This window comes from Mitsuaria chitosanitabida ATCC BAA-476 = NBRC 102408 (genome assembly GCF_001598255.1).
Lineage (GTDB): Bacteria > Pseudomonadota > Gammaproteobacteria > Burkholderiales > Burkholderiaceae_C > Roseateles > Roseateles chitosanitabidus.
Map to the genome: position 1 here is coordinate 44,068 of NZ_BCYP01000013.1, position 22,168 is coordinate 66,235.

Annotated in this window: 19 protein-coding genes; 5 read left to right on the forward strand and 14 right to left on the reverse strand. The window is 72.1% G+C overall.

Going from position 1 to position 22,168, the window contains the following annotated elements:
• Window positions 1-73: 73 nt before the first annotated feature.
• Window positions 74-859 carry a Crp/Fnr family transcriptional regulator gene (locus tag MCHT01_RS08470; RefSeq protein ID WP_067064604.1) on the reverse strand — a complete coding sequence of 262 codons (786 nt, stop codon included), beginning with the start codon at window positions 857-859 and terminating at the stop codon, window positions 74-76.
• A gap of 361 nt (window positions 860-1,220) precedes the next feature.
• Between MCHT01_RS08470 and MCHT01_RS08475 the strand changes: the two genes are divergently transcribed.
• Window positions 1,221-2,222: a PEP-CTERM sorting domain-containing protein gene (locus MCHT01_RS08475; protein WP_067064606.1), complete on the forward strand. Its 1,002-nt coding sequence runs from the start codon at window positions 1,221-1,223 to the stop codon at window positions 2,220-2,222.
• Between the two features lie 4 nt (window positions 2,223-2,226).
• Here the strand turns inward: MCHT01_RS08475 and MCHT01_RS08480 are convergent, their stop codons facing one another.
• On the reverse strand, window positions 2,227-2,928 hold the full coding sequence (locus tag MCHT01_RS08480; protein WP_067064607.1) for a heavy metal response regulator transcription factor: 702 nt from the start codon (window positions 2,926-2,928) through the stop codon (window positions 2,227-2,229).
• Between the two features lie 156 nt (window positions 2,929-3,084).
• Between MCHT01_RS08480 and MCHT01_RS08485 the strand changes: the two genes are divergently transcribed.
• Window positions 3,085-5,367 (forward strand): ATP-binding protein, encoded by a 2,283-nt coding sequence (locus tag MCHT01_RS08485; RefSeq protein ID WP_067064608.1) that lies wholly within the window; start codon window positions 3,085-3,087, stop codon window positions 5,365-5,367.
• A gap of 125 nt (window positions 5,368-5,492) precedes the next feature.
• Here the strand turns inward: MCHT01_RS08485 and paoC are convergent, their stop codons facing one another.
• The 11 genes from paoC to MCHT01_RS25550 form a co-directional block, all read right to left on the reverse strand.
• Window positions 5,493-7,709 (reverse strand): aldehyde oxidoreductase molybdenum-binding subunit PaoC, encoded by a 2,217-nt coding sequence (gene paoC / locus MCHT01_RS08490; protein WP_067064609.1) that lies wholly within the window; start codon window positions 7,707-7,709, stop codon window positions 5,493-5,495.
• A complete protein-coding gene (locus tag MCHT01_RS08495; RefSeq protein WP_067064611.1) occupies window positions 7,706-8,674 on the reverse strand; it encodes an FAD binding domain-containing protein in 969 nt (322 codons plus the stop codon). The genes paoC and MCHT01_RS08495 overlap by 4 nt, the downstream gene beginning before the upstream one ends.
• The gene (paoA, locus tag MCHT01_RS08500; protein ID WP_084452200.1) at window positions 8,671-9,417 is read right to left on the reverse strand and encodes an aldehyde dehydrogenase iron-sulfur subunit PaoA; all 747 of its coding nucleotides are present in this window, start codon (window positions 9,415-9,417) and stop codon (window positions 8,671-8,673) included. The genes MCHT01_RS08495 and paoA overlap by 4 nt, the downstream gene beginning before the upstream one ends.
• 171 nt (window positions 9,418-9,588) lie before the next feature.
• Window positions 9,589-10,653, reverse strand: a complete 1,065-nt coding sequence (locus MCHT01_RS08505; RefSeq protein ID WP_169806108.1) for a glycosyltransferase family 2 protein — start codon at window positions 10,651-10,653, stop codon at window positions 9,589-9,591.
• Between the two features lie 326 nt (window positions 10,654-10,979).
• Window positions 10,980-11,171, reverse strand: coding sequence for a DUF3606 domain-containing protein (locus tag MCHT01_RS08510; RefSeq protein ID WP_067064613.1), 192 nt, complete (start codon window positions 11,169-11,171; stop codon window positions 10,980-10,982).
• Between the two features lie 115 nt (window positions 11,172-11,286).
• On the reverse strand, window positions 11,287-13,425 hold the full coding sequence (locus MCHT01_RS08515; RefSeq protein ID WP_067064614.1) for a bifunctional diguanylate cyclase/phosphodiesterase: 2,139 nt from the start codon (window positions 13,423-13,425) through the stop codon (window positions 11,287-11,289).
• 115 nt (window positions 13,426-13,540) lie between these two features.
• Window positions 13,541-13,957, reverse strand: a complete 417-nt coding sequence (locus MCHT01_RS08520; protein WP_067064615.1) for a response regulator — start codon at window positions 13,955-13,957, stop codon at window positions 13,541-13,543.
• A gap of 12 nt (window positions 13,958-13,969) precedes the next feature.
• On the reverse strand, window positions 13,970-16,342 hold the full coding sequence (locus tag MCHT01_RS08525) for an AsmA family protein (RefSeq protein ID WP_067064617.1): 2,373 nt from the start codon (window positions 16,340-16,342) through the stop codon (window positions 13,970-13,972).
• Window positions 16,343-16,442: 100 nt separating this feature from the next.
• Entirely contained in the window at window positions 16,443-17,987 is a 1,545-nt protein-coding gene (locus MCHT01_RS08530; RefSeq protein ID WP_067064619.1) for a phospholipase D-like domain-containing protein, read from the reverse strand.
• Window positions 17,984-18,520 carry a ferritin-like domain-containing protein gene (locus MCHT01_RS08535; RefSeq protein WP_067064621.1) on the reverse strand — a complete coding sequence of 179 codons (537 nt, stop codon included), beginning with the start codon at window positions 18,518-18,520 and terminating at the stop codon, window positions 17,984-17,986. The genes MCHT01_RS08530 and MCHT01_RS08535 overlap by 4 nt, the downstream gene beginning before the upstream one ends.
• A gap of 57 nt (window positions 18,521-18,577) precedes the next feature.
• A complete protein-coding gene (locus MCHT01_RS25550) occupies window positions 18,578-18,754 on the reverse strand; it encodes a DUF1328 family protein (RefSeq protein ID WP_084452206.1) in 177 nt (58 codons plus the stop codon).
• Between the two features lie 259 nt (window positions 18,755-19,013).
• Here MCHT01_RS25550 and MCHT01_RS08540 point away from each other — a divergent pair, with 259 nt between their 5' ends.
• Both MCHT01_RS08540 and MCHT01_RS08545 read left to right on the forward strand, forming a co-directional pair.
• On the forward strand, window positions 19,014-19,568 hold the full coding sequence (locus tag MCHT01_RS08540; protein WP_067064624.1) for a hypothetical protein: 555 nt from the start codon (window positions 19,014-19,016) through the stop codon (window positions 19,566-19,568).
• Between the two features lie 79 nt (window positions 19,569-19,647).
• Window positions 19,648-19,854 (forward strand): hypothetical protein, encoded by a 207-nt coding sequence (locus MCHT01_RS08545; RefSeq protein WP_067064626.1) that lies wholly within the window; start codon window positions 19,648-19,650, stop codon window positions 19,852-19,854.
• Between the two features lie 135 nt (window positions 19,855-19,989).
• Here MCHT01_RS08545 and MCHT01_RS08550 read toward each other — a convergent pair whose 3' ends face one another.
• A complete protein-coding gene (locus MCHT01_RS08550) occupies window positions 19,990-20,655 on the reverse strand; it encodes a YiaD family glycine zipper/OmpA-like lipoprotein (protein ID WP_067064628.1) in 666 nt (221 codons plus the stop codon).
• A 262-nt stretch (window positions 20,656-20,917) separates the two neighbouring features.
• Between MCHT01_RS08550 and MCHT01_RS08555 the strand changes: the two genes are divergently transcribed.
• Window positions 20,918-22,126: an EAL and HDOD domain-containing protein gene (locus MCHT01_RS08555; protein WP_067064634.1), complete on the forward strand. Its 1,209-nt coding sequence runs from the start codon at window positions 20,918-20,920 to the stop codon at window positions 22,124-22,126.
• The last annotated feature ends 42 nt before the right edge of the window (window positions 22,127-22,168 follow it).

Here is a 22,168-nt window from a genome sequence, read left to right on the forward strand (position 1 = left end):
CGGATGACACCGGCCCGGCCGCCGTCCTCCCGGATCTGGCGGCCGTGCGAGAGCCCGTCCGCGGCGGCAGGTCTCAGGCCTGAACGGCGACGGGCGCGAAGGTGGCAGAGGTGGCCGCGTTCGCGCCGTCCAGATCCTGGGGCAGCAGCCGTTGGAAGTCCTGCTTGAGCAGGGCGTAGCACTCGCAGGCCCGGGCCTCCAGGCCCGGCCGGTCCAGCACCGCGATGTGACCGCGGGAGTAACGGATCAGGCCGGCCGCCTGGAGGCGCTGGGCGCTCTCGGTGACGCCTTCGCGGCGCACGCCCAGCAGGCTCGAGATGAGTTCCTGCGTCACCGACAGTTCGCAATGACCGTGCTGACGGTCCAGGCACAGCAGCAGCCAGCGGCACAGCTGGCGTTCCAGCGAGTGATGGCGATTGCACAGCGCCGTGTGCGAGGTCATCGTCAGCAGCGACTGCACGTAGCGCAGCAGCACCGGGGCGCCGCCGCGGGTGAACTCGTCGCGCACCGTCGCCACGCGCAGGCGATAGGCCAGCCCGGCGCGTTGCACCACGGCGCGGCAGGCCGGCGATTCGCCGCCCATGGCCGCCGCGAGACCGGCCGCGCCTTCCGATCCGATCATCGCCACCTGTGCCGAGGCGCCCGAGTGGGTCGTGTGGATCAGCGAGATGATCGCGGTCGTCGGGAAGTAGACGTGGGTCGTGGGACTGCCAGCCTCGAAGAGCACGCGGCCCTTGAGCAGCTCGACGGTCTCGACGAGTCCGGACCAGCGCGCCTGGTCCTCCGCCGGCATCTGGGCCAGCAGGAAGTTGACGCGGTTCGCGCCGGGAGTAGTTGTTGCGGCAAGAGACAGGGGCATCAGGGGCTCCAGGAACCCGACAGCGGTTCCAAGCGGCATGAATGGCAAGCGCCGTGCCCAGGACGCGTATCAGTCGGTGTCATTCCGTGCCTGTCGGTATGCGGCAATCGTCGTTGACGAGCGCCGTCGGACGCAGGGTCCGATCGCCGTTTTCCTCCGTCGCCATCGGCCCTCCGCGCGATCGGGCTGGCGCTCGCGGCGGAGGATGAGGGACGCCCTGTCCCCGCGTCGGTGCGCTCGCGCACCGGCCTGGATGTCCTGTGCGCACACGCCTTCGTCGGATCGGGAAAAGCGAGGGGGTCACCTCATGAAAGCGCTTCCTATAAACAGGACTCCACCCCCAACGACACGAGGCAGACCGATGACCCGAACCCTTCTGATGAAACGCCTGGGCGGCGCGCTCGCCGGACTGGCGCTGGTCGCCGGCAGCGGCGCCGCCATCGCGGCCGAGAGCATCCTGTTCGTCGGCAACAGCTTCACCTATGCGCAGGGATCGCCGGTGATGCACTTCGGCTCAGACACGGTCACCGATCTCAACGGGGACGGCATCGGCGGCATCCCCGCGCTGTTCAAGGCCTTCACGATGCAGGCCGGGCTGGACTATGCGGTCAGCCTGGAGACCGTCGGCGGCAGCGGGCTGGACCTGCATTACCAGACCAAGATGCCGCTGATCGACAAGGCCTGGGACCGCGTCGTGCTGCAGAGCTACAGCACGCTGGACGCGAGCGCTCCGGGCAACCCGGCCAAGCTGATCCAGTACTCGGGCCTGCTGGCCGATGCCTTCCACGCGAAGAACGCGGACGTGCAGGTGAGCCTGATGGCGACCTGGTCGCGCGCGGACCAGACCTACCCGACCACCGGCGCCTGGTACGGGCAGTCGATCTTCCAGATGGCCAAGGACGTGTACGCCGGCTATGCGGCGGCGGACGCGGCCTCGGACCGCATCAACGGCGTGATCCCGGTCGGGCTGGCCTGGAACCGCGCGATGGCGCAGGGCTTCGCCGACACCAATCCCTACGACGGCATCGACGCGGGCACGGTCAAGCTCTGGGCCGACGACAACTACCACGCCAGCAAGTACGGCAGCTACCTGGAGGCGCTGACGATCTTCGGCCAGCTCACCGGGCTGGACCCTCGCAGCCTGGGCGCGAACGAGTCGGCCGCCGCGGCGCTGGGCATCAGCGCGGCGCAGGCGGTGACGATGCAGCAGCTGGCCTTCGAGCAACTCGCGGCACCGGTGCCGGAGCCCTCGTCCTGGGCGATGCTGATCGCCGGGTTGGGTCTGCTGGCGTTCTGGCGCCACCGCGCGGCCCGCCTGCCCGCGCCCGCGTCGATCGCCGCGGGCAGGCGGGCGCTGGCGTGATCCCTCAGCCGATGCCGGGATCCCGGTTCTCCAGCACGTAGCCCATCCCGCGCACCGTGTGCAGCAGCGGCGCGTCGAAGGGCGCGTCGATCTTGCCGCGCAGCCGCCGCACGGCCACCTCGACGACGTTGGTCCCGCCATCGAAGTTCATGTCCCAGACCTGCTCGGCCAGCTCGGTCCGGGACAAGACCTGACCCTGGCGCCGCAACAGCAGGGTCAGCAGCGCGAACTCCTTGGCGGTGAGCTCCAGCCGCCGGCCGGCGCGCTGCGCCTTGCGGCGCAGCAGATCCAGCTCCAGGTCGGCCAGGCGGAGCACGGTGGCCTCGGCCATTGGCGTGGCGGCGGCGCGCCGCAGCAGCGCCTGCACGCGGGCGACGAGCTCGGAGAAGGCGAAGGGCTTGACGAGGTAGTCGTCGGCGCCCGCCTGCAGACCGCGCACGCGGTCCTCGACCTCGCCGCGCGCGGTGAGCATCAGCACCGGCAGCGCATGGGTGTGGTCCTGCTGGCGCAGCGCGGCCAGCACCGCCAGCCCGTCGATGCCCGGCAGCAGGCCGTCCAGCAGGACCAGGTCGTAGCGGCCTTCCGAAGCCTGGTGCAGACCGTCGACGCCGTCGGTCGCGACGTCCACGACGAAGCCCTCCTGCGTCAGCCCCTGGCGCAGGTAGTCGGCCAGCCGTTCCTCGTCCTCGATCACCAGCAGCTTCATGGGGTCGGGTCGTCCTTCCTGTCGTTCGTCCGGCCTCGCGGCATGGCCCGTCCGGGCCGGTGCCGGTCCCAGGGACGGCGGGCGGCGGGAACAGCGGGTTCTCCCCCGTCGACAGGCGGGGAAGGGGCGCGGAGGCCCGCCTAGAATCGCCCGATCATGCCGAACCGGACCTCGTCTTTCACGTTGCCGCGCGCCGGGTCCGTCAACGGCAAGCTGCGCGCCATGGTCTGGCTGATCGTGCTGCCGACGCTGCTGCTGTCGGTGATCGCGGGCGTGGCGGTCTTCCTGGCCGAGCGTCGCGCGGCGATCGCCGCGGCCACCGAGACGGCCGAGGCCCTGAGCCTGGTCGCCGACCGCGAGATGGCGGTCCGCACCGCGCTGCTGCAGGCGCTGAGCGTCTCTCCCAGCCTGGCCGAGGGCCGGCTGGAGCAGTTCCACGGCGAGGCCCTGCGCCTGGCCGGCGGCACCGACAACACCATCGCGCTGATCGACGAGGACGGCCACCAGCTGATCAACACCCGCATTCCCTGGGGCCGGCCCCTGCCGGGCTCGCGCGGGTTCGTGGGCGGGATCGACAGGTCGCGGCGGCTGATCGTCTCCAACCTCTACCTCGGTCCCGTGGACCGGATGCCCAGCTTCGCGGTGCGCGTGCCGGTGACGGTGATGGGCCGGCCCATGTTCCTGGGCTACGGCAGCCCGGTCGGCGCGATGCAGCAGATCTTCCGCCAGCAGCCGCTGCCCGAGGGCTGGCTCGGCGTGGTGCTGGACCGCGAGGGCACGGTCGTCGCACGCACCAAGGACCCCGAGAAGCGCGTCGGCCAGCGCGCCAGCGCCAACATGCTGCGCGCGATGAAGGCCGCCGATCGCGGCGTCGTCGACGCCCGCACCCTGGACGGCGTCCCCGTGTTCACCGTGTTCAGCCGCGCGCCAGATTCCGGCTGGGTGGTGCTGATCGGGCTGAGCCAGGAGGAACTGGCCAAGGGCGCCTGGACCGCCTTCGCGATGACGCTGTGCCTGTCGCTGCTGTTCATCGTGCTGGCGCTGCTGCTGGCGCGGCGCATGAGCCAGGCCATCGAGTTCCCGCTGCGCCGCCTGCGCAAGGACGCGATCCGCATGGGCCGCGGCGGCACGGTCGAGGAGACGCCCGCCGGCATCGAGGAGATCGACGTCGTGCAGCGCGCGCTGGCCACCGCCAGCCGCGAGCGTGCCGGCAGCGAGCAGCGGCTGCGCGAGGAGGTCGACGCCGCGGTGGCGCAGACGCGCGACGCGCAGCAGGCGGCGCTCCGCAGCCAGAAGCTCGAGGCGCTGGGGCGATTGACCGGCGGCATCGCGCATGACTTCAACAACCTGCTGCAGACCATGACCACGGGCCTGCAGTTGGCGCGGCGGCTCAGCCAGGATCCGCGCGCCAACGCGGCGCTGGACGCCTGCCAGCGCGCGACGGGCAAGGCCTCGCAGCTGACGCGGCAGCTGCTGGCCTTCGGCCGGCAGCAGGTCGGCCACGAGGCGGTCATCGACCTGCGGCGCCAGTTGCCGGAGCTGATGGCCCTGGTCGGCGGCGCGGTGGGCAGCGCCATCGAGGTCGAGCTGGTGATGGACGACGAGCTCTGGCCGGTGCGCGCCGATCCCGTGCAGCTGGAGCTGGCCGTGCTCAACCTGGCGCTGAACGCGCGCGACGCGATGCATGGGCGCGGGCGGCTGATCGTCTCGGTGCGCAACCGCGTGTTCGAGGCGGGCGACCTGGTCCTGCCCGCCCCCGAGCTGGCGGCCGGCGAGTATGTCGCCGTCTCCGTGCGCGACAGCGGCGACGGCATGTCGCAGGAGCAGGTCGAGCGCGCCTTCGAACCCTTCTTCACGACCAAGCCGGTGGGGCAGGGCACGGGGCTGGGCCTGGCGCAGGTCTATGCGCTGGCCAAGTCCGCCGGTGGCTCGGCCGCCATCGTCAGCAAGATCGGCCTGGGCACCGAGGTCACGCTGTGGCTGCCGCGCTCGCTGGGTCAGGTCGAGGCCGAGGCGCCGGACGGCGATGCCACCGTCCCGGCGCCGGACCGCCGCCATGCGGGCACGGTGCTGCTGGTCGAGGACGAACCGCTGGTGCGGGAACTGACCGCCCAGGCCCTGGAGGAGCGCGGCTACCGCGTGCAGACGGCGCCCACCGCCGACCAGGCGCTGGAGATGCTGCGCGGCGGACTGGCGGCGGACGTGGTGCTGTCGGACATCGTGATGCCGGGCATCCGCAGCGGCGTGGACCTGGTACGCACGCTGCGCGTGCTCAAGCCGACGCTGCCGGTGGTGCTGGCCAGCGGCCATCCGGTGCGCATCGAGGAGGCGCCCGACGTGCCGCTGGTGGCCAAGCCCTACGACGTGGACGCGCTGGCCGACGTGCTCGCCGAGGCGATGAACCCGGCGCGCGAGGCGGTCGATCTGGGCGGTCGCTGAGGGCGTCGCCGATCGGGCCGACCATCGGTCCGCCGATCGCGTCCGCCACCATGTCGACGATCGCGTCGTCGATCGCGCGATCCCGCGATCAGGCGGATCGCCTGGCCTGCCGCCCGATCGACCGATCACGCCACCGGGGGCAGCCCCTTGAGCAGCTTGTCCAGGGTGAGCGGATAGTCCCGGACCCGCACGCCGGTGGCGTTGTGGATCGCGTTGGCCACCGCGGCGGCGACGCCGCAGATGCCGAGCTCGCCCACGCCCTTGGCCTTCATGGGCGAGGAGACCGGATCGGTCTCGTCGAGGAACACCACCTCCTGGTGCGGGATGTCGGCATGCACCGGCACCTCGTAGCCCGCCAGGTCATGGTTGACGAAGAAGCCGCGCCGCTCGTCCACATGCAGGGCCTCCATCAGCGCCGCGCCCACGCCCATGGTCATCGCGCCGATCACCTGGCTGCGCGCCGTCTTCGGATTGAGGATGCGACCGGCCGCGCAGACGGCCAGCATGCGGCGCACGCGGACCTCGCCGGTGAAGGCGTCGACGGCGACCTCGCAGAAGTGGCCGCCGAAGGTCGACTGCTGGTACTTCTTCGCCAGATCACCGTACTCCATGCGGTCCTCGGCGACGAGGCCGGTGGTGCCCGCCGCCTCCGCCAGCGACATCCGACGCCCCCCGCCGCGGATCTCGCCGTCCAGGAAGACCGCGTCCTTGGGGTCGAAGCCGTGCTGGGCGACGAGGGCCTCGCGCAGCTTCACGCAGGCCGCGTAGACGCCCGACGTCGAGCTGTTGCCGCCCCACTGGCCGCCCGAGCCCGAGGACACCGGCAACGCCGAGTCGCCCAGCCGCACGACCACGTGGTCCAGCGCGACCCCCATCATCTCGGCCGCGGTCTGCGCCAGGAGGGTGTAGCTGCCGGTGCCGATGTCGGTCATGTCGGTCTCGACGGTGACGATGCCGCGCCCGTCCACGCGCACGCGCGCCGCGGACTTCATGACCAGGTTGTTGCGGAAGGCCGCCGCCACGCCCAGGCCGATCAGCCAGCGCCCCTCGCGCCGCTGCGCCGGCGCGGCGGTCCGGCGGCTCCAGCCGAAGCGCTCGGCGCCCAGGCGCAGGCACTCGGTCAGGCGGCGCTGCGAGAAGGGCCGCTCGGGCTTCTCCGGGTCGACCTGGGTGTCGTTGACGATGCGGAACTGGATCGGGTCCATGCCCAGGCGCTCGGCCATCTCGTCGATGGCGATCTCCAGCGCCATCAGCCCGGGCGCCTCGCCGGGCGCGCGCATGGCGTTGCCCTCGGGCAGGTCCAGCACCGCCAGGCGCATCGCGGTCATGCGGTTCGCGCCGGCGTAGAGCAGGCGGGTCTGGGCCACGGCGGTCTCCGGGCTGCCGCCGGGCAGGTCGCCGGACCAGCTTTCATGCGCGATGGCGGTGAGGCGGCCGTCGCGCTCGGCACCGAGCCGGATGCGCTGGATCGTCGCGGGCCGGTGGGTGGTGTTGTTGAACATCAGCGGGCGCTGCAGCGCCACCTTGACCGGCCGCCCGCTGGCCTTGGCGCCCAGCGCCGCCATCAGCACGTCCGCGCGCAGGAACAACTTGCCGCCGAATCCGCCGCCGACGAAGGGGGAGATCAAGCGCACCTTGTCGCGCGGAATGCCCAGCGTGCGCGCGAGGTCGCCGCGGCCCCAGTCGATCATCTGGTTGGAGGTCCAGACGGTGAGCCGGTCGCCCTCCCACACGGCCAGCGTCGCATGCGGCTCCATCATCGCGTGCGACTGGTCGGGGGTGGTGTAGGTCTGGTCGAGCCGCACCGGGGCCTGGTCGAGGGCGGCATCGACATCTCCGACGCGGGTGTCTGGCGGCGTGCCGCCGGGGCCGTCGTCCGCCTTGGGCGGGGACGCGCCGTCCTTGGCGCGGGTCAGGCTGAAGGCGCCGGGCTCGGGCGCGTACTCGACGCGGACCAGGGCCGCGCCGGCCCGCGCCTGCTCGAAGCGCTCGGCCACGACGACGGCGATGGCCTGGTGGTAATGCTCGATGGTCGGCCCGCCGAGCAGCGTGGCCGTGTTCATCTTGCCCTTGCCGAGCTTGCCGGCGTTCTGCGCCGTGACGACGGCGAGCACGCCGGGCGCCTTCTCGGCCTCGGCGACGTCCAGCCGCGCGATGCGGCCCTTGGCGATGCCCGCGCCGACGACGACGCCGTAGGCGGGGTTCTTCGCGACGTCATGGCGCTCGTAGGCGTAGGGCGCCGTGCCGGTGGTCTTGCGCGGGCCGTCGATGCGGTCGGTCGGTTGGCCGACGACGCGCAGCTGGTCGATCGGATTGGTGGTGGCGGGGGTGTCGAACTTCATGCGGTCCTCCCGGTCGAGGCGGCCTGCGCCAGCACCGCGGCGAGCGTGCGCTCCACCAGCGTCAGCTTGAAGGCGTTGTCGGGCGTGGGGCGGGCGCCGGCCAGCAGCGCCTGCGCCGCGGCCGGGGCGCCACGGCGCAATTGCTGGTCCGCGGCATCGACGCGCCAGGGCTTGGGCGCGATGCCCCCCAGCGCGACACGGCCGCCCCCATCGCGCTGGATGATGGCCGCCACCGAGACCAGCGCGAAGGCATAGGACGAGCGGTCGCGGACCTTGTGATACAGCTGCGTGCCGCCGACGGGACGCGGTAGCGTCACCGCGGTGATCAGCTCGCCGGGCTGGAGTTCGGTCTCGCGCTGCGGCGTGTCGCCGGGCAGCCGGTGCAGGTCGACGATGGGGATGCGTCGGGCCTGACCATCGGGCCGCACCGTCTCCACGGTCGCGTCCAGCGCGCGCATCGCGACCGCCATGTCGCTGGGGTGCGTGGCGATGCATGCCTCGCTGCCGCCGACGACGGCGAGCTGCCGGCTCATGCCACCCTCCAGCGCGCTGCAGCCGCTGCCGGGGCGGCGCTTGTTGCAGGGCTGGTCGGTGTCGTAGAAGTAGGGGCAGCGGGTCCGCTGCAGCAGGTTGCCGGCGGTGGTCGCGCGATTGCGCAACTGGCCCGAGGCGCCGGCCAGCAGCGCCCGTGAGAGCACGCCGTAATCGCGCCGCACGCGGGCGTCGGCCGCCAGGTCGGTGTTGCGCACCAGCGCGCCGATGCGCAGGCCGCCGTCGGGCGTGGGCTCGATGCGGTCCAGGCCCAGGGGGTTGAGGTCGATCAAGTGGGCGGGGGTCTCGATCTGCAGCTTCATCAGGTCGAGCAGGTTGGTGCCGCCGGCGATGAAGCGCGCGCCGGGTCGATGCGCCGCCGCGGCGGCCGCGGCTTGCGGCGACTGCGGGCGTTCCAGGGTGAAGGGCTTCATGCGGACCTCCGGTCGCCGGCGCCCGGCGCGGCCAGGCCGGCCACCTCCGCCAGCGCGTCCAGGATGTTCGAGTAGGCCCCGCAGCGACACAGGTTGCCGCTCATGCGCTCGCGCAACTCGTCCAGGGAGAGCAGGGGGCGGACCGCGAGGTCGGGCGTGACATGGCTGGGGATGCCGGCCTTGATCTCCTCGAGCACCGCCGCCGCCGAGCAGATCTGCCCCGGCGTGCAGTAGCCGCATTGGTAGCCGTCATGGCGCACGAAGGCGCTCTGCAGCGGATGCATGCGCTCCGGCGTGCCCAGGCCCTCGATGGTCACGAGGCGGCTGCCCTCGTGCATCGCGGCCAGGGTGAGGCAGCTGTTCACGCGCCGGCCGTCGAGGTGGATGGTGCAGGCGCCGCACTGGCCGTGATCGCAGCCCTTCTTGGTGCCGGTGAGCTGCAGGTGCTCGCGCAGCATGTCCAGCAGCGTGGTGCGGTTGTCCAGGACCAGGGTGTGGGTCTGACCGTTGACGCTGAGCGTGACGCGGGTGGTCGCGACCAGGTTCTCCTGAGGCGGCGGCGCGTCGGCCGGCGGGGCGGCCCCCTGGGCCGAGGCGGCCAGCGGCGCGCCGGCGGCGACCGCCGCCGAGGCGCCCGCGCCGACGATCAGCAGACCGCGCCGGGACAGCGCGCAGCCGGCATGGCCGGCGGGAGGTGGGGACGCGCTGTCGCAGGCGTCCGGGGAAACCGTGTCGAGGTCCATGCGGGGCACTCCTGGCGGGCCGGGATCGGCAAACCAGGCAGGGCGGCAAGCGCCATTCCCGCGCGAGGCCTCGACGCCGGCAGGCGACGCCCCAGGTGGCGCCCGAGCGGGGCGCCTCGATGACCGCTCGATACCGGCTCGATGCCCGCTGAGCCGCGGCTCAGCCGGCGGTCACCGGCAAAGCAGCCGCAGCGCGCGACGCCGCAGCGACTTCGCCAGGGTCAGCGTCGTGCCGCGTCGATGCGGCCCGTGGACGATCAACCGGGCGAAGGCGCGCAGGCCCAGCGTCAGACTGCCGCGCGCCACGTGGCCATCGGCATGATGCAGGCGGCCCAGGCGACGGCGGCGCGCGAGTTCGGTGCGGTTCACCGGCCCGGCATGCGGGCACTCCAGACCGAAGCGCTCGACCAGCTGGTCCCGCATCAGCTCGGTCGAATTGCGCCGCGGCATGCGCTTGGACAGCGAACTCGCGCTCTGGCGGTACAGCACCAGCGGCGTCGACAGCTTCACCACCGAGGTCAGGCGCGTGGCGCGGGTGAAGTACTCCCAGTCGTCGGTCTGGTGGTCGTTGCAGAGAAAGGGCCCCAGCCGGTCGGCCAGCCGGCGGCGGTACAGCACCGACGAGGGCAGGGTGAAGTTGGTCATGACCATCAGCGGATAGATCCAGCCGGTCAGCCGGTCCTCGGTGCTCAGGTCGCCTTCACGCGCGAAGAAGGCCGGGGCGTCCTCGCCATGCCAGGTCTGGAACTCGGTGAAGCACAGGTCGGCCTCGGGGCGCGCGGCCAGGGCGGCCAGTTGCAGCTCGAGCTTGCGCGGGTGCCAGACGTCGTCGGCGTCCAGCAGCGCGACGAACTCGGAGCGGCTCATCGCCAGGCCGGCGTTGCGGGTCGCGGACATGCCGCGGTTGGCATGCCGGATCACCCGCACCCGCGGATCGGTCGCATGGCGGCGGGCGATCTCGCTGGTGGCGTCGGTGGAGCCGTCGTCCAGGATCAGCAGTTCGAAGTCGGTGAAGGTCTGCGCCAGGACGCCGCGGATGGTCGCCTCGAGAAAGGCTTCGGCGTTGTAGGCCGGCACGACGATGGACACGCGAGGCATGGCGGGCTTGCGCCCGATGGTGGAAGCGGCGCCCCGACTCTCGTCCAGCGCCACCTCGCGATCTCCGCCCAGTGGCTGCGCGTGGTCGCGCCACACGCCCTCGGACCGCTGCTCGCGGCCGCCAACAACGCCTGTCATGGTTCCCGACTCCCTCAACGTCATCCACGGCGTCTCGGATCGGCGTCTTCACCGTTCCGGAGGCCCTATTTGTAAACGGAATGTTACTGAAGCGGGACCGGTCGGACAGCGAACTAACCCCCTCGCGCGCGGGGATCGAGGTGCGACAAATTGCGCGAATCGCGTCGTGCCGCGAGGGCTGGTGCGAGCAGCGCGCGACGGCGGCGACGGGCAGAGGCCGAACGGGCTACGGTCGAGACGGGTCGGTGGGATCGGGATCGGGACAGGGATCGGAACCGGGATCGGGATCGGAATCGCAATCGGCGCGCGCCGGCGCCGGCGGCTTCTCAGCGATGCGCCGCCAACCACTCTTCCACGTGCGAGGCGCTGGTGCCGACCGCGTCGACCGCCCGGCGCAGCAACTCGGGCGAGACGTCGAAGCGCTCGCCCCAGTACCGCAGCTCGTAGTCGTCGACGACGTTGACGTGATGGCGCTGCTCGCCGTGGGCGCCGGGGCTGTTGGCGGTGGCTTCGCTCATGAGGACTCCTCCCGGTTCAAGCGGATGTGGTCAGTCGAGGGCGATGGGGTGCGTGCGATCGGAACGGGGTACGGGGCCGGCCGCGCGGGCGACCCAGCGGCCGCGCGCGGCGCGATCAGGCCGGTTTGCGCGGCGGCGGCAGGCGGCTGCTGTCCTCGCCGTCCAGCGTCGCGCCTGGATCTTCCTCTCCGGCGACCGATTCGTCGAATGAATGGTCGGGCACCGGCGGCGGACCGGGGTCGGCCGGGCGGGGCGGGTGCGGGGATGCCCGCGGCGGTCCGCCACGGCGGTGGGGCGTCGCGGACGCGCCGGCGTCATTGGCGGCGTCGGCGGGATCGCGGCGCTCGGGGGCGTCGGGCGAATCGGAGGAGGTGGCGGACATGGCGGCACTCGACAGGCTGCTGGCCGAGACGTACCGGTGCTTGCCGGCCCGCTTGGCGTGGTACATCGCCGAATCGGCCAGGCGCATGAGCGACTCGGCCTGTCGGCCATGGTGCGGGGCAAACGCGATGCCGATGCTGGCGCCGGTGCTGACCTCGGTGCCGTCGGCGAGCCGGATGGGCTCGCGCAGCGCCGACAGCATGCGCCGCAGCGCCGGCTCGGCCTCGCCCTCGCTGCGCAGCGAGGTCAGCAGCACGGCGAACTCGTCGCCGCCCAGCCGCGCCACCAGGTCATGGGTCCGCACGCCCGCCAGCAGGCGCTGCGCGATGACCCGCAGGACCACGTCGCCGGCCTCGTGGCCGTGCTGGTCGTTGACGTCCTTGAAGCCGTCCAGGTCCACGTAGCAGACGCCCACCAGGCCCAGGCGCTCGTCCAGCAGCGCCAGCGCCCCGGCCAGCCGCTCGGTGAACCGCACCCGGTTGGGCAACCCGGTCAGCGCGTCGTGCACCGCCAGATGCTGGGCGGTGGCCTCGCTCTCCTTGATCGCGGTGATGTCGATGACCATCCACAGCGACTCGCGCGCCGAGACCGAGGCCCCGCTCAGGTCGATCCACACCGGCGTGCCGTCCTTGCGCCGCATGCGCAGCTGGGTGCGGTAGCGCTGGCCCGAGGCGATCGCCGGATAGGCCTGCGTGCCGACCTGCTCGTAAGAGCCGGCGTCCATGTAGAGCCGCTGCGTGGCCTGGCCCAGCAGCTCGTCCGGCGCGTAGCCGAAGACCGATTCCAGCGCCCGGTTCTTCCAGACGATCTGGCGGTCCCGCAGCCGCATCATGCCGACCATGTCGTTGTCCAGCATGAGGTTCTGCTCCAGCGCCAGGCGGCTCAGGTCCTCGCCCGAGCGGCGCTCTCGGCGCTGCTGCAGGAACAGCAGCACCGAGCAGCCCAGCGTCGTCAGGATGACGACCGCGGCCAGCGCGCTCTGCTGCAGCACCTCGCCGCGCCAGGCGGCCAGGAAGTCGCCGGTGCTGGCGCCGGTGAACACGGTCAGCGGATAGCCGCGCACCTGGCGGTAGCAGGTGATGCGCTCGATGTTGTCCAGCTTGGTCTTGGTCAGGTACCAGCCCTGCAGCGGGTTGACCGCCATCTGCCGCATCAGGTCCTCGGACACGATGATGTCGCCGATGCCCCGGATCGAGTGCGGCTCCGCCGCCGAGTAGCGCGCGATCAGGCGCTGGCTCTGCGTGCGCAGCGAGATCGCGCCCTCGGTGCCGATGGTCAGGCCCTTGAAGCTCTCGATGAAGTGCTCGGTGGACAGGTTGGTGTAGACGATGCCGGCGAACTCGCCCGCGTCCGTCTCCAGCCGCCGCGCCACCACGATGCCCCAGCGGCGCAGCACGCGGCCGAACAGGGGTTCGGAGATGACCAGCGCGTCGCTCTCGCGGGCGCGCTGGAAGTAGTCACGGTCGCCGATGTTGAGCGTGCCTTCCTCGGCGGCCAGGCCGTACAAGACCTGACCCCGGGCGTCGGCGATGCGGATGGCGTCCACCTGCGGCAGCAGGCTGCGCTGGTCGGCGATGGCGCGCTCCATGGCCTTGCGCAGGTCGCCGTCGCCGGCCGCCGCGCGGCGGTGCTGCAGCGCCAGCGTGGCCAGCGCGTTGTCCACCTGCTTGAGCTCGGCCCCGATCTCGATGCTCAGGCTGCTGGCCAGGTTCTCGGTGGTCTCGCGGGCGCGCACCTTGTCGGACTCGCCGCTGGCGTTCAAGGCCAGCACGGTGGCCGTCACGATCGCGATGGCCACGACGAGGTTGCCCGCCACCAGCCAGAGCAGGAGACGGGCCAGCGAGCGGGTGGGGCGGTGGTGGACGCGTTCCATCGGGGGGCGACAGGCGAAGCGGGCATCGTAACCGTCCCGAGGCCGCCCGGGCATCCGTTGCGGCCCGGAGCCGCGTTCCGGTGTCAGCGCGGTTTCAGGGGACGATCCCGGGCCGTCAGGCCTTGGACGAGGCCACGTCCAGGCAGTAGGCGATGAGCTCGTCGAGCTCGCCGGACTTGTCGAAGACGCGGTCGGCGCCCAGCGCCAGACAGCGGCGCCGCATGTCGACGGTGGCGTAGTTGCTCAGCACCACAAGCTTGGCCTCCGGCTGCAGCAGCCGGGCCTTGGGCAGCAGCGACAGCCCGGTGCCGCGCTTGAGGAAGATGTCGATGATGACCAGGTCGCAGGGGATGGCCTCGTCATGCAGCCAGCGCAGCGCGCCGGCCTCGTCCTCGGCCTGGCCGACCACCTCCAGCGTCAGCATCTCCTGCAGCGTCGCCACGAGGTTCTCGCGGATCAGCGCGCTGTCCTCCACAAGGAAGCAGCTCAGCGGTCCGGATGACGTCGCGGTGGAGGAGTCGGGCGAGGACATGGGCGCCGATTATCACGATCCGGCGCGTCGCTTCGTCACCGGCGCGAGGCGCGCGTTGCATTCCGACAGCGCCGCACGACTTTCGTCATCCGGATCCTCGCCCAGGTCGATCAACGGCACGATGGCCGCCAGCGGCGCCACCGCCACGCCCAGCACGGCCGCCGGCACCAGGCGCTTGAGCAGCGGCCCCTTCTCGAGACTGATGCGCGGATCGCCCAGCGTGCCGTCGATGTGCAGCGGCGTGCGCAGCGACAGCGGGGTCTTGTCCTTGGGCTCGACCCGGGCCTTGAGCGCCAGCCGCTCGGTCGCCAGCGACATGCCGCCCTCCATCAGCACCAGCGAATCCGAGGTGTCCACGACGAAGGGCTTGGGCGTGACGGCGCCGTCCTTGACCCGCAGGTCGGCCACGCCGCAGCTGACCTTGAGGCTGTCGTCGCCCCGGATGAGCATGCCCAGGCCCTGGGCGATGTCCAGCCCGGCGGCCTCGACCATCAGGTGCGAGACGGTGCCGTCGGTCCAGTACAGGACCATGCGGCCGTCGGCGCTTGCCAGCAGCTCGGCGGTGGAGCGGCCGGTGCCGTCCAGCGCGATGCGCCCGCCCATCACGCCGGTGACGTAGGGGGGCTGGTTGTCCTTGCGCTGCAGCTTGAGCCATTGCTCGAGACGCACGCCGCTGACGCGCAGGCGGACCTCCCACTTGGCGCGCGGCTCGCGGCCGTCCAGCTGGACCAGGCCGGCGAACTGGCCCTTGGCCACCCGGGCGTCGATGTTCTGGATCCGCAGCACCCCATCCTGCAGCACGATGCGCGCGTTCAGCGGCTCGGCCGCCTGCAGCAGCGCGGTGCCGGACTCGAAGCGCGCCAGCTTGACGTCCACGTCGGCGTTCATCGCGCGCAGCGAGGGCAGGTCGAACTGCTTGTCCGGCAGCACGCGCGCGTTGCCGCGCACCGCGGCCTTGCGCGCGGCGGGCTCCGCGGGCACGCCGACCGCCGGCCCCAGGTCGGCCAGCCACAGCACGCTGCCGCGCAGTTGGCCGGTGAGCCGCGGCAGGGCTCGGGGCGGGTGGTCGAACTCGAAGTCGCCGCTGAGGTGGCTGCGGCCGATGGTGGCCTGGCTCACGGCGGTCTTCCAGCGCGTGCCGTCGCGGCTCAACTGGCCTTGCATCGCGAAGGCGGGCGTGGTCGGCAGCGTGATGCCCAGCGGCTCGCCCACCGCGGCCAGCGAGGGACCGCTGAGCTTGTACCGGCCCGACAGCCCCTGGCTCCCGATGAGGTCGCGCACCGTGCCGTCGAAGCTGAGCTCGGCCTTGCCGATGTTGCCGCGCAGGGTCACCGGGACCGCGGGTGCGTTGGGGTCGGAGGAGAGCCAGGGCAGGGCGGAGCCGGTCTGCAGCGAGGCCTGCACCGGCAGGTTGCGGTAGTGACCCTCGGCATGCGCGGTCACGCCATAGCGGCCGCCCTCGCCGGGGCCGGGCTCGCCCGCGTCCGAGGCGCCGCGGGGCTTGCCGGCCAGGCGCTCGCCGAAGTCCACGGCCAGGCGCGTGCCGGAGGCGGCGGCGCTGGCCGCGCGCGCGCCCAGGGTGGCGGAGCCGGAGATCTTCGCCGTCGCGTCGGCGCCAGCCGTTCGGGCCTCCCGCGTGGGCGCGCTCGCGGCCGCCGCGCCGTCGCGCCCGCCTTGGGCGAGCGCCGCGCGGTCCGCGGTCGACCAGGATTCCCGCAGCGCGAAGCGGGCCAGGAGGGAGGCCCGCTCGATCTTGTCGTCAACCAGGGCGGTGCCGTTGCGCACTTCCAGCAGGTCGAAGCGCACACCGTCGACGGCGGGCCGACGGCGGATCTGGGAGCTGCTGTCGCTCTGCTCGCCGAACTGCCAGCTGGCGCGGCCCTCGACATCGCGCTCCAGGCGCAGCGTCAGGTCGTCGGCGCGCAGGGACTTGACCCGCAGCGCGCCACCGTCGCGCAGGGCCAGCAGGTCGCCGTAGCGCAGGACCAGCGCGGCGTCGGTCGCCTGTACCGTCGGGCTGCCGAGCGTGCTCCAGCTCGGGCCGGCGACGGTCAGCGCATGGGTCCTCAGCCGCAGATGGCCGATCACGCGCAGCTGCCAGGCGCCCCGGCCGTCGGCGTCGCCCTCGAAGGTGACCATGCGATCGAGCTTCTGGCTCAGCCACTGCTCGGCCGGGCGCCGCAGGAAGGGCCAGCCCAGCCACTCGCACACGCCGATCGCCACGACCAGCATCCCGACCAGCACGGCCACTCCCAGCGCCCAGCCGCGCCAGCCATGGCGGGGATGGGGCCGGTCGGAGCGCTCGGGCCGGCCGGGCGCTTGGAGCGCCGCGCCCGGAGCACGGGCATCGGGGGCGGGGGGCGGCGTCGGCGGCTGCGCGTTCATGGCGTTCTCCTTCGGGGACTGGGGGGCGGACGACGCGCCAGGGGCGCATCGAGCGGGTCGGGGATCGCGTGCGATCGCGTGGGACTGGCGGGACCTCCGTTCACCACCATTGTTCGAACATGCGGGAGAAGAATTCCTTGCCGCGCTGCACCAGCCCGCGTTGCTGCCAGCGTTTGAGCGTGATGGCCTGCGAGGCGTCGACGTCGCGCTGGAACATGCGTGTCATCGCGTCGCCGAAGTCCTCGCCGAGCACGACGGCGTTGACCTCGTTGTTGAAGACGAAGCTGCGCCAGTCCATGTTGCTGGAGCCCACGGTCGAGACCACGCCGTCGATGACGGCGGTCTTGGCATGCAGCACGGCGTCCTGCAGCTCGTGAATCCGCACGCCGGCCTCGAGCAGGCGCTCGTAGTGGCTGCGGCCGGCGTACATCACCGGCGAGAAGTCGCTCCGCGAGGGCAGGATGAGCTGCACGTCGACGCCGCGGGAGGCCGCGTCGCACAGCGCGTCGACCATGTCCTTGCCCGGCGCGAAGTAGGCCATGGTCAGGTAGACGCTGCGCTGGGCCGCGCGGATGCTGCCCAGCAGCAGGGTGTAGATGCGGTTCTCGGGGTCGTTGGGCGTCGACGGGATCACGCGCATCAGCTGCTGGCCCGCCGGCGCGCGCGCGGCGGGCAGCACCTCGGTGGCGGCGGCCACCGGGCCCTCGCACTGCTGCTGGGCCCAGGTCTCGCGGAACAGCGTGTGCAGCGCCTGCGCCGCCGGGCCGCGCACCTGGATCATGGTGTCGCGCCAGCCGTTGTCCGGTTCCTTGGCCGCGTCGCCGGCACCGGGCGCCGGGCCGGAGGCCGGCGCGGAGGCGGGCGCGTCGGCGAGTTGGGGGTCGGGTCTTGCCGGCTTGCGCGGCCCGCGGCTGCCGATGCCACCCGAGCCGGACGAGTACACCGCGCTGATGTTGATGCCGCCGGTGAAGGCCGTCTCGCCGTCGACGATCAGCATCTTGCGATGGTCGCGGTGGGTGATGCGGTGGTAGCGGGTGCGCTTGAGCGGATTGATGGGGTTGAAGGCGCACACGGCGATGCCGCCCTGGCGCATGCGGTCGAAATAGGCGTCCTGGGTGCCCAGCGAGCCCACCGCGTCGTAGACGATGGCGACCTGGACGCCCTGCGCGCGGCGCTGCAGCAGCAGGTCGGCGAGCTGCCGCGACACGTCGGCGTCCTCGATGATGTAGCTCTCGAGCAGGACCTGGCGGCGCGCCTTGCCGATCGCGTCGAACATCGCGGCGAAGGTGGCCGGTCCGTCGATCAGCAGCCGGGTGTCGTTGCCGGCGTAGAGGTCCACGTCGCCGAAGGCCGACATCGCGGCGATCTGGCGCTTGAGCAGCTCGGCCTTGCCCTGCGAGGCGGCCCCCTGCAGCGCCTGCTCGCGGCGGTTCTGGTCCAGCGGGCCGCGCGGGCCGGTCACGTCGACCTGCGCCGCGACGCGCGTCAGCGCGGGCGTCGCGGCGGGCGGGTCCGGCAGCCGGCCGTTCACGGGCGGACGCGGCGTGCCGCAGGCGGCGAGCGCGACGCTCAGGCCGAGCCCGATCAAGAGCGCGCCCAGGCGGCCGCTCGGGCGTGCACGGGTCGAGGCCGCCGCGGCGCTCATTCCTTCAACAGGTCGGCCAGGTCATCGGCGTGCTCTTCCTCCTCGGCGAGCACTTCCTCGAGGATGCGTCGCGTGGTCGGATCCTTGTCGCCGATGAGCTGGATCATCTGCCGGTAGGCCTCGACGGCGATGCGCTCGGCGATCAGGTTGGATCGCAGCATGCCCTTGAGGTCGGAGGTCTCGTCGTAGTCCGCGTGGCTGCGCTTGGTCAGCGAGTCCGGATTGAAGTCCGGGTCGCGGCCCAGCTGCACGATGCGCTCGGCCAGCCGGTCCGCATGGGCGGACTCCTGGTTGGCGTGCTCGAGGAACTCCTCGGCGATGCGCGGCGACGACAGGCCGTGCGCGGTGAAGTAATGGCGCTTGTAGCGCAGCACGCAGACGAGCTCGGTGGCGAGCGCGTCCTGCAGCAGTTGCACGACTTCGTCGCGCCACGGCCCGTAGCTGGGCGTGACGGGACCGTCGTCGAGGTGCTGGCGCGCACGCTTCAAGGCTTGCTCGTCAAGCTTGAGGTGCTGGTGTTCGGGGGCGTTCATGGCTGGCTCCTCTGAAGGCGGATGGGATGCGGGCGGTCGGGCGAAGCAGGCGCGGCGTCACTTGCGCAGCGCGTTCACGCCGGTGATGCCCAGCACCAGCAGGACCAGGAAGATGACCAGGAAGATCCCGAACAGGATCTTGGCGATGCCGGCCGCGCCCGCGGCGATGCCGGTGAATCCAAGCACGCCCGCCACCAGGGAGATGACGGCGAAGATGAGAGCCCACTTCAACATGGCGATGTCCTTTCAGCGGTGGCCGCGACGCGGCGCTTGCAGCCACTGTAGAAGCGGCCCCTCGGCCCGGGGGATCAGCGGGACCCACGTCGCGCTGTAGGACGGGACGCCGATGTCGGCGATCCCGGCTCGGGACGCGACGGCCTGCCGGACTCGTCCTACAGCCGGGGCCGGCGCGGTACGACAGACGCCGCGGCCGGCGTCGCCTAGTCTTCCCTCATCGCTGTTCTGCGGCGCCGCGCGCCGGAAAGGAATCGAGATGACCCCGCTGAACAAGACCCTGAACCGGACGCTGGGCGCGCTGCCCGGCACGACCCTGGTGACCGCCGGCGCGCTGCTGTCGGCCGTCATGATGGTGACCACGCCGGCCTTCGCCGCGAGCGGTGCCCGGGCCGACAAGTCGGACATCCAGGCGACCTACGAGAAGGAACGCGCCGACTGCATGGCGGGCCGCACGGCGGAGAGCCGCCAGACCTGTCTGAAGGAAGCCGGCGCCGCCCGGCAGGAAGCGCTGCGCGGCAACCTGCGCACCGCCAGCACGCAGGAGCTGGCCGACAACGCCATGCTGCGCTGCCAGCGCGTGCGCGAGGAGGACAGGGAAGACTGCCGCCTGATGGTCCAGGGTCAGGGGACGCGCGATGGCAGCGTCCGCAGCGGCGGCATCCTGACGCGCATCGAACGCATGGTCGAGGAGAACCCGACCGCCGCCGGCGCGCCCGCCTCGGCACCGATGCCGCCCAGCGCGCCGCGCCGCGACGTGCCGCCGCCGCGCCAGCCCAAGGACGGCCCGCAGACGCGTCGAGCGCGCGGTTGAGCGCCGGTCGTGGGCCCGCCCCGCGGACGCGGCCGCCCCACCGGATCGACCTCCACCGAGCATCCCTGAGGAGATGGACATGGCGATGATGAAACGCATCCTTCCGCTGGCGCTGTCCAGCCTGGCCGGCTACGCGCTGTGGCAATGGCAGGCCCGCCGGACGGCGCAGCGGCTCAAGACGTCCCACGGCAAGCCCGAGGAGATGACGACCTGGGAAGGCGAGGGCGGCGCGTTGCATCGCACCGGCCCGCACATGGGCCCCGAGCCCGCCAAGCCCGGGCACTGAACATCCGCTCGCCCAGACAGAACGGCCTGCCGCCCCGAGGGGACGGCAGGCCGTTGTCATGGGCGCGGCCCGGCTGCGCGAGGCCGCCGGGCGCCGTCAAGGACACCGGGAGGTGCCCCTGGCGGCGGATCGCTGTCAGCCGCCGCTGCCTTGCTGCGGCTCGCGCAGGAAGATCTCGACGCGGCGGTTCTTCGCGCGGTTCTCGGCGGTGTCGTTGGACACCATCGGTTCGCGAGATCCGCGGCCGGCGACCTCGATGCGGTCCGAGCGGACGCCGCGATCGGACAGGTAGTTGCGCACGCTCTCCGCGCGGCGCAGCGAGAGCGGATCGTTGATCGCGTCGGAGCCGGTGTTGTCGGTGTGGCCGATCACGCGGACCACCGTCGGCGACGGGTTGCTGTTCAGGCCGTTGGCGAAGGCGTCCAGCACCGGGCGCAGCCGCGGCTCGAGCGTGGCGCTGTTCAGCGCGAAGGAAATGTCGCTCGGGACATCGAGCTTGAGCTGGTTGTCGGCGGTGCGGGTGACCTCGACGCCGGTGCCCTGGGTGGCTTGCTCCATGGCGCGGCGCTTGTCCTCCATGTGGCGCGACCACACGTTGCCGGCCACCGCGCCGACCGCGCCGCCGATCAGCGCGCCGGTGCCGGCCTTGCCGCCGGTGGCGGAGCTGAGCACCGCGCCGGTGACCGCGCCGATGGCCGCGCCGCCGGCCGTGCCGCGTTGACGGTCATCCATGTTGGCGCAGCCCGCGAGCGCCGAGAGGGCGAGGGCGGCGAAGGCCAGACGAGGGTGTCGCAGTTGCATGTCGTTTCTCCTGAATTCAATGAGACAGCCCGGGGGCGGAGCGGCTGTCCCGCCGCCCGGGACGCGATGAGTATCGCGCGGGATGGGCAAGCGCGACGCCTGTCTCCAGGTTCGGCCGCGCCGCCGCGATCCGGTCAACGTTCCTCTTGCGAGTCAGGATGACCAATTCATTCTTGCTAGCCGTTGGTCATCCATGACATGAGTTTGCTATTCGAGAAGCCGACCTCGATTTCTAGCATCGATGCATCCTTCTGGAGATCGCATGCAGCCCCTCGACGACACCGGTCGCGCCTCCGTCAACGGCGCCCTCCCCACCGCACCGACCGGTGTCGCGCCCGCCGCGACCCACGCGCCTTCCGCGCGGGAACATGTCGGCTCCCACGTCCGCTACGCCCACCAGCCGATCGTCGATCGCGCCGGCAAGGTGGTGGCGACGGAACTGCTGTTCCGCTGGAACAGCCTGGACGGCGGCGTCGGGCCCGAGCTCGGCACCTACGCCACGGCCACGGTGCTGGCCAACGCGCTGCTGGACGGCGAGCTGCTGACCGGCTCCACCCCGGCCGAGCACCCCATCGGCGACCTGCTGGTCAACATGGATGCCCGCACCTTGATGAGTCCGATCGCCGAGGCCATGACGCCCGACATCGGCGTCATCGAGCTCCTGGAAACCGTCACCCTGGACGCCGCCCTGACGGCCCGCATCCGCGATCTGCACCGCCGCGGCTACCGTTTCGCGCTGGACGACCTGGTCAGCCTGGACGACCCGCGCTGGACGCTGGCGCCGTGGGTGCAGTTCGCCAAGATCGACGTGCTCGGCCGCGACGCGGTCGAGCTGCAGGCGCTGATCCGCAAGGCGCATCAGCTCGGCATGGCGGTCATCGCCGAGAAGGTCGAGGACGAGGCGGCGCTGCTGCAGCTCAAGCGCATGGGCGCCGACTACTTCCAGGGCTACGGCGTGGCCCGCCCGACCACCTGCGCCGTGCGCGCGCTGCCGGGCTGCGACAGCCGCGTGACCGGACAGCTCTACCTGCTGGCGCAGGCCGGGGTGGCCGAAGGCTCGCTGGCGCTGCTGGCCGGCCGGCATCCCGCGCTGGTGGCGCGACTGCTGCGGGTCCAGGCCATTCACGCGCCGCAGTACATGGCGGTGGCGGAATCGCTCTCGGATGTGATGGTGTCGCTGCCGCAACCGGTCCTGCTGGCCTGGTTGGCGATCTTCAACATCGCGGCCGTGCATGGACGCGATCGAGACCTCGCCACGCTGCTGCACGACCAGTTGTCCGAGACGCGGCTGAGCCTGCGACGGGACGGCGGCGTCCGCACACCGATGGATCTCGAGCGCCGCAGCTTCCAGGTCTGCACCCAGCTGCTGCGGATGCGACTGCCGCGCCGCCACGACGGCGCCTTGCAAGCGCACCGTGGATCCTCGACGGTCGGCGCCGCGGGGCGTGCCCCGCTGAATGCCGCCGCGTGACGCGGCGACCTCGGGGGCGCGGCTCGCGTGCTCCCGTTTCCC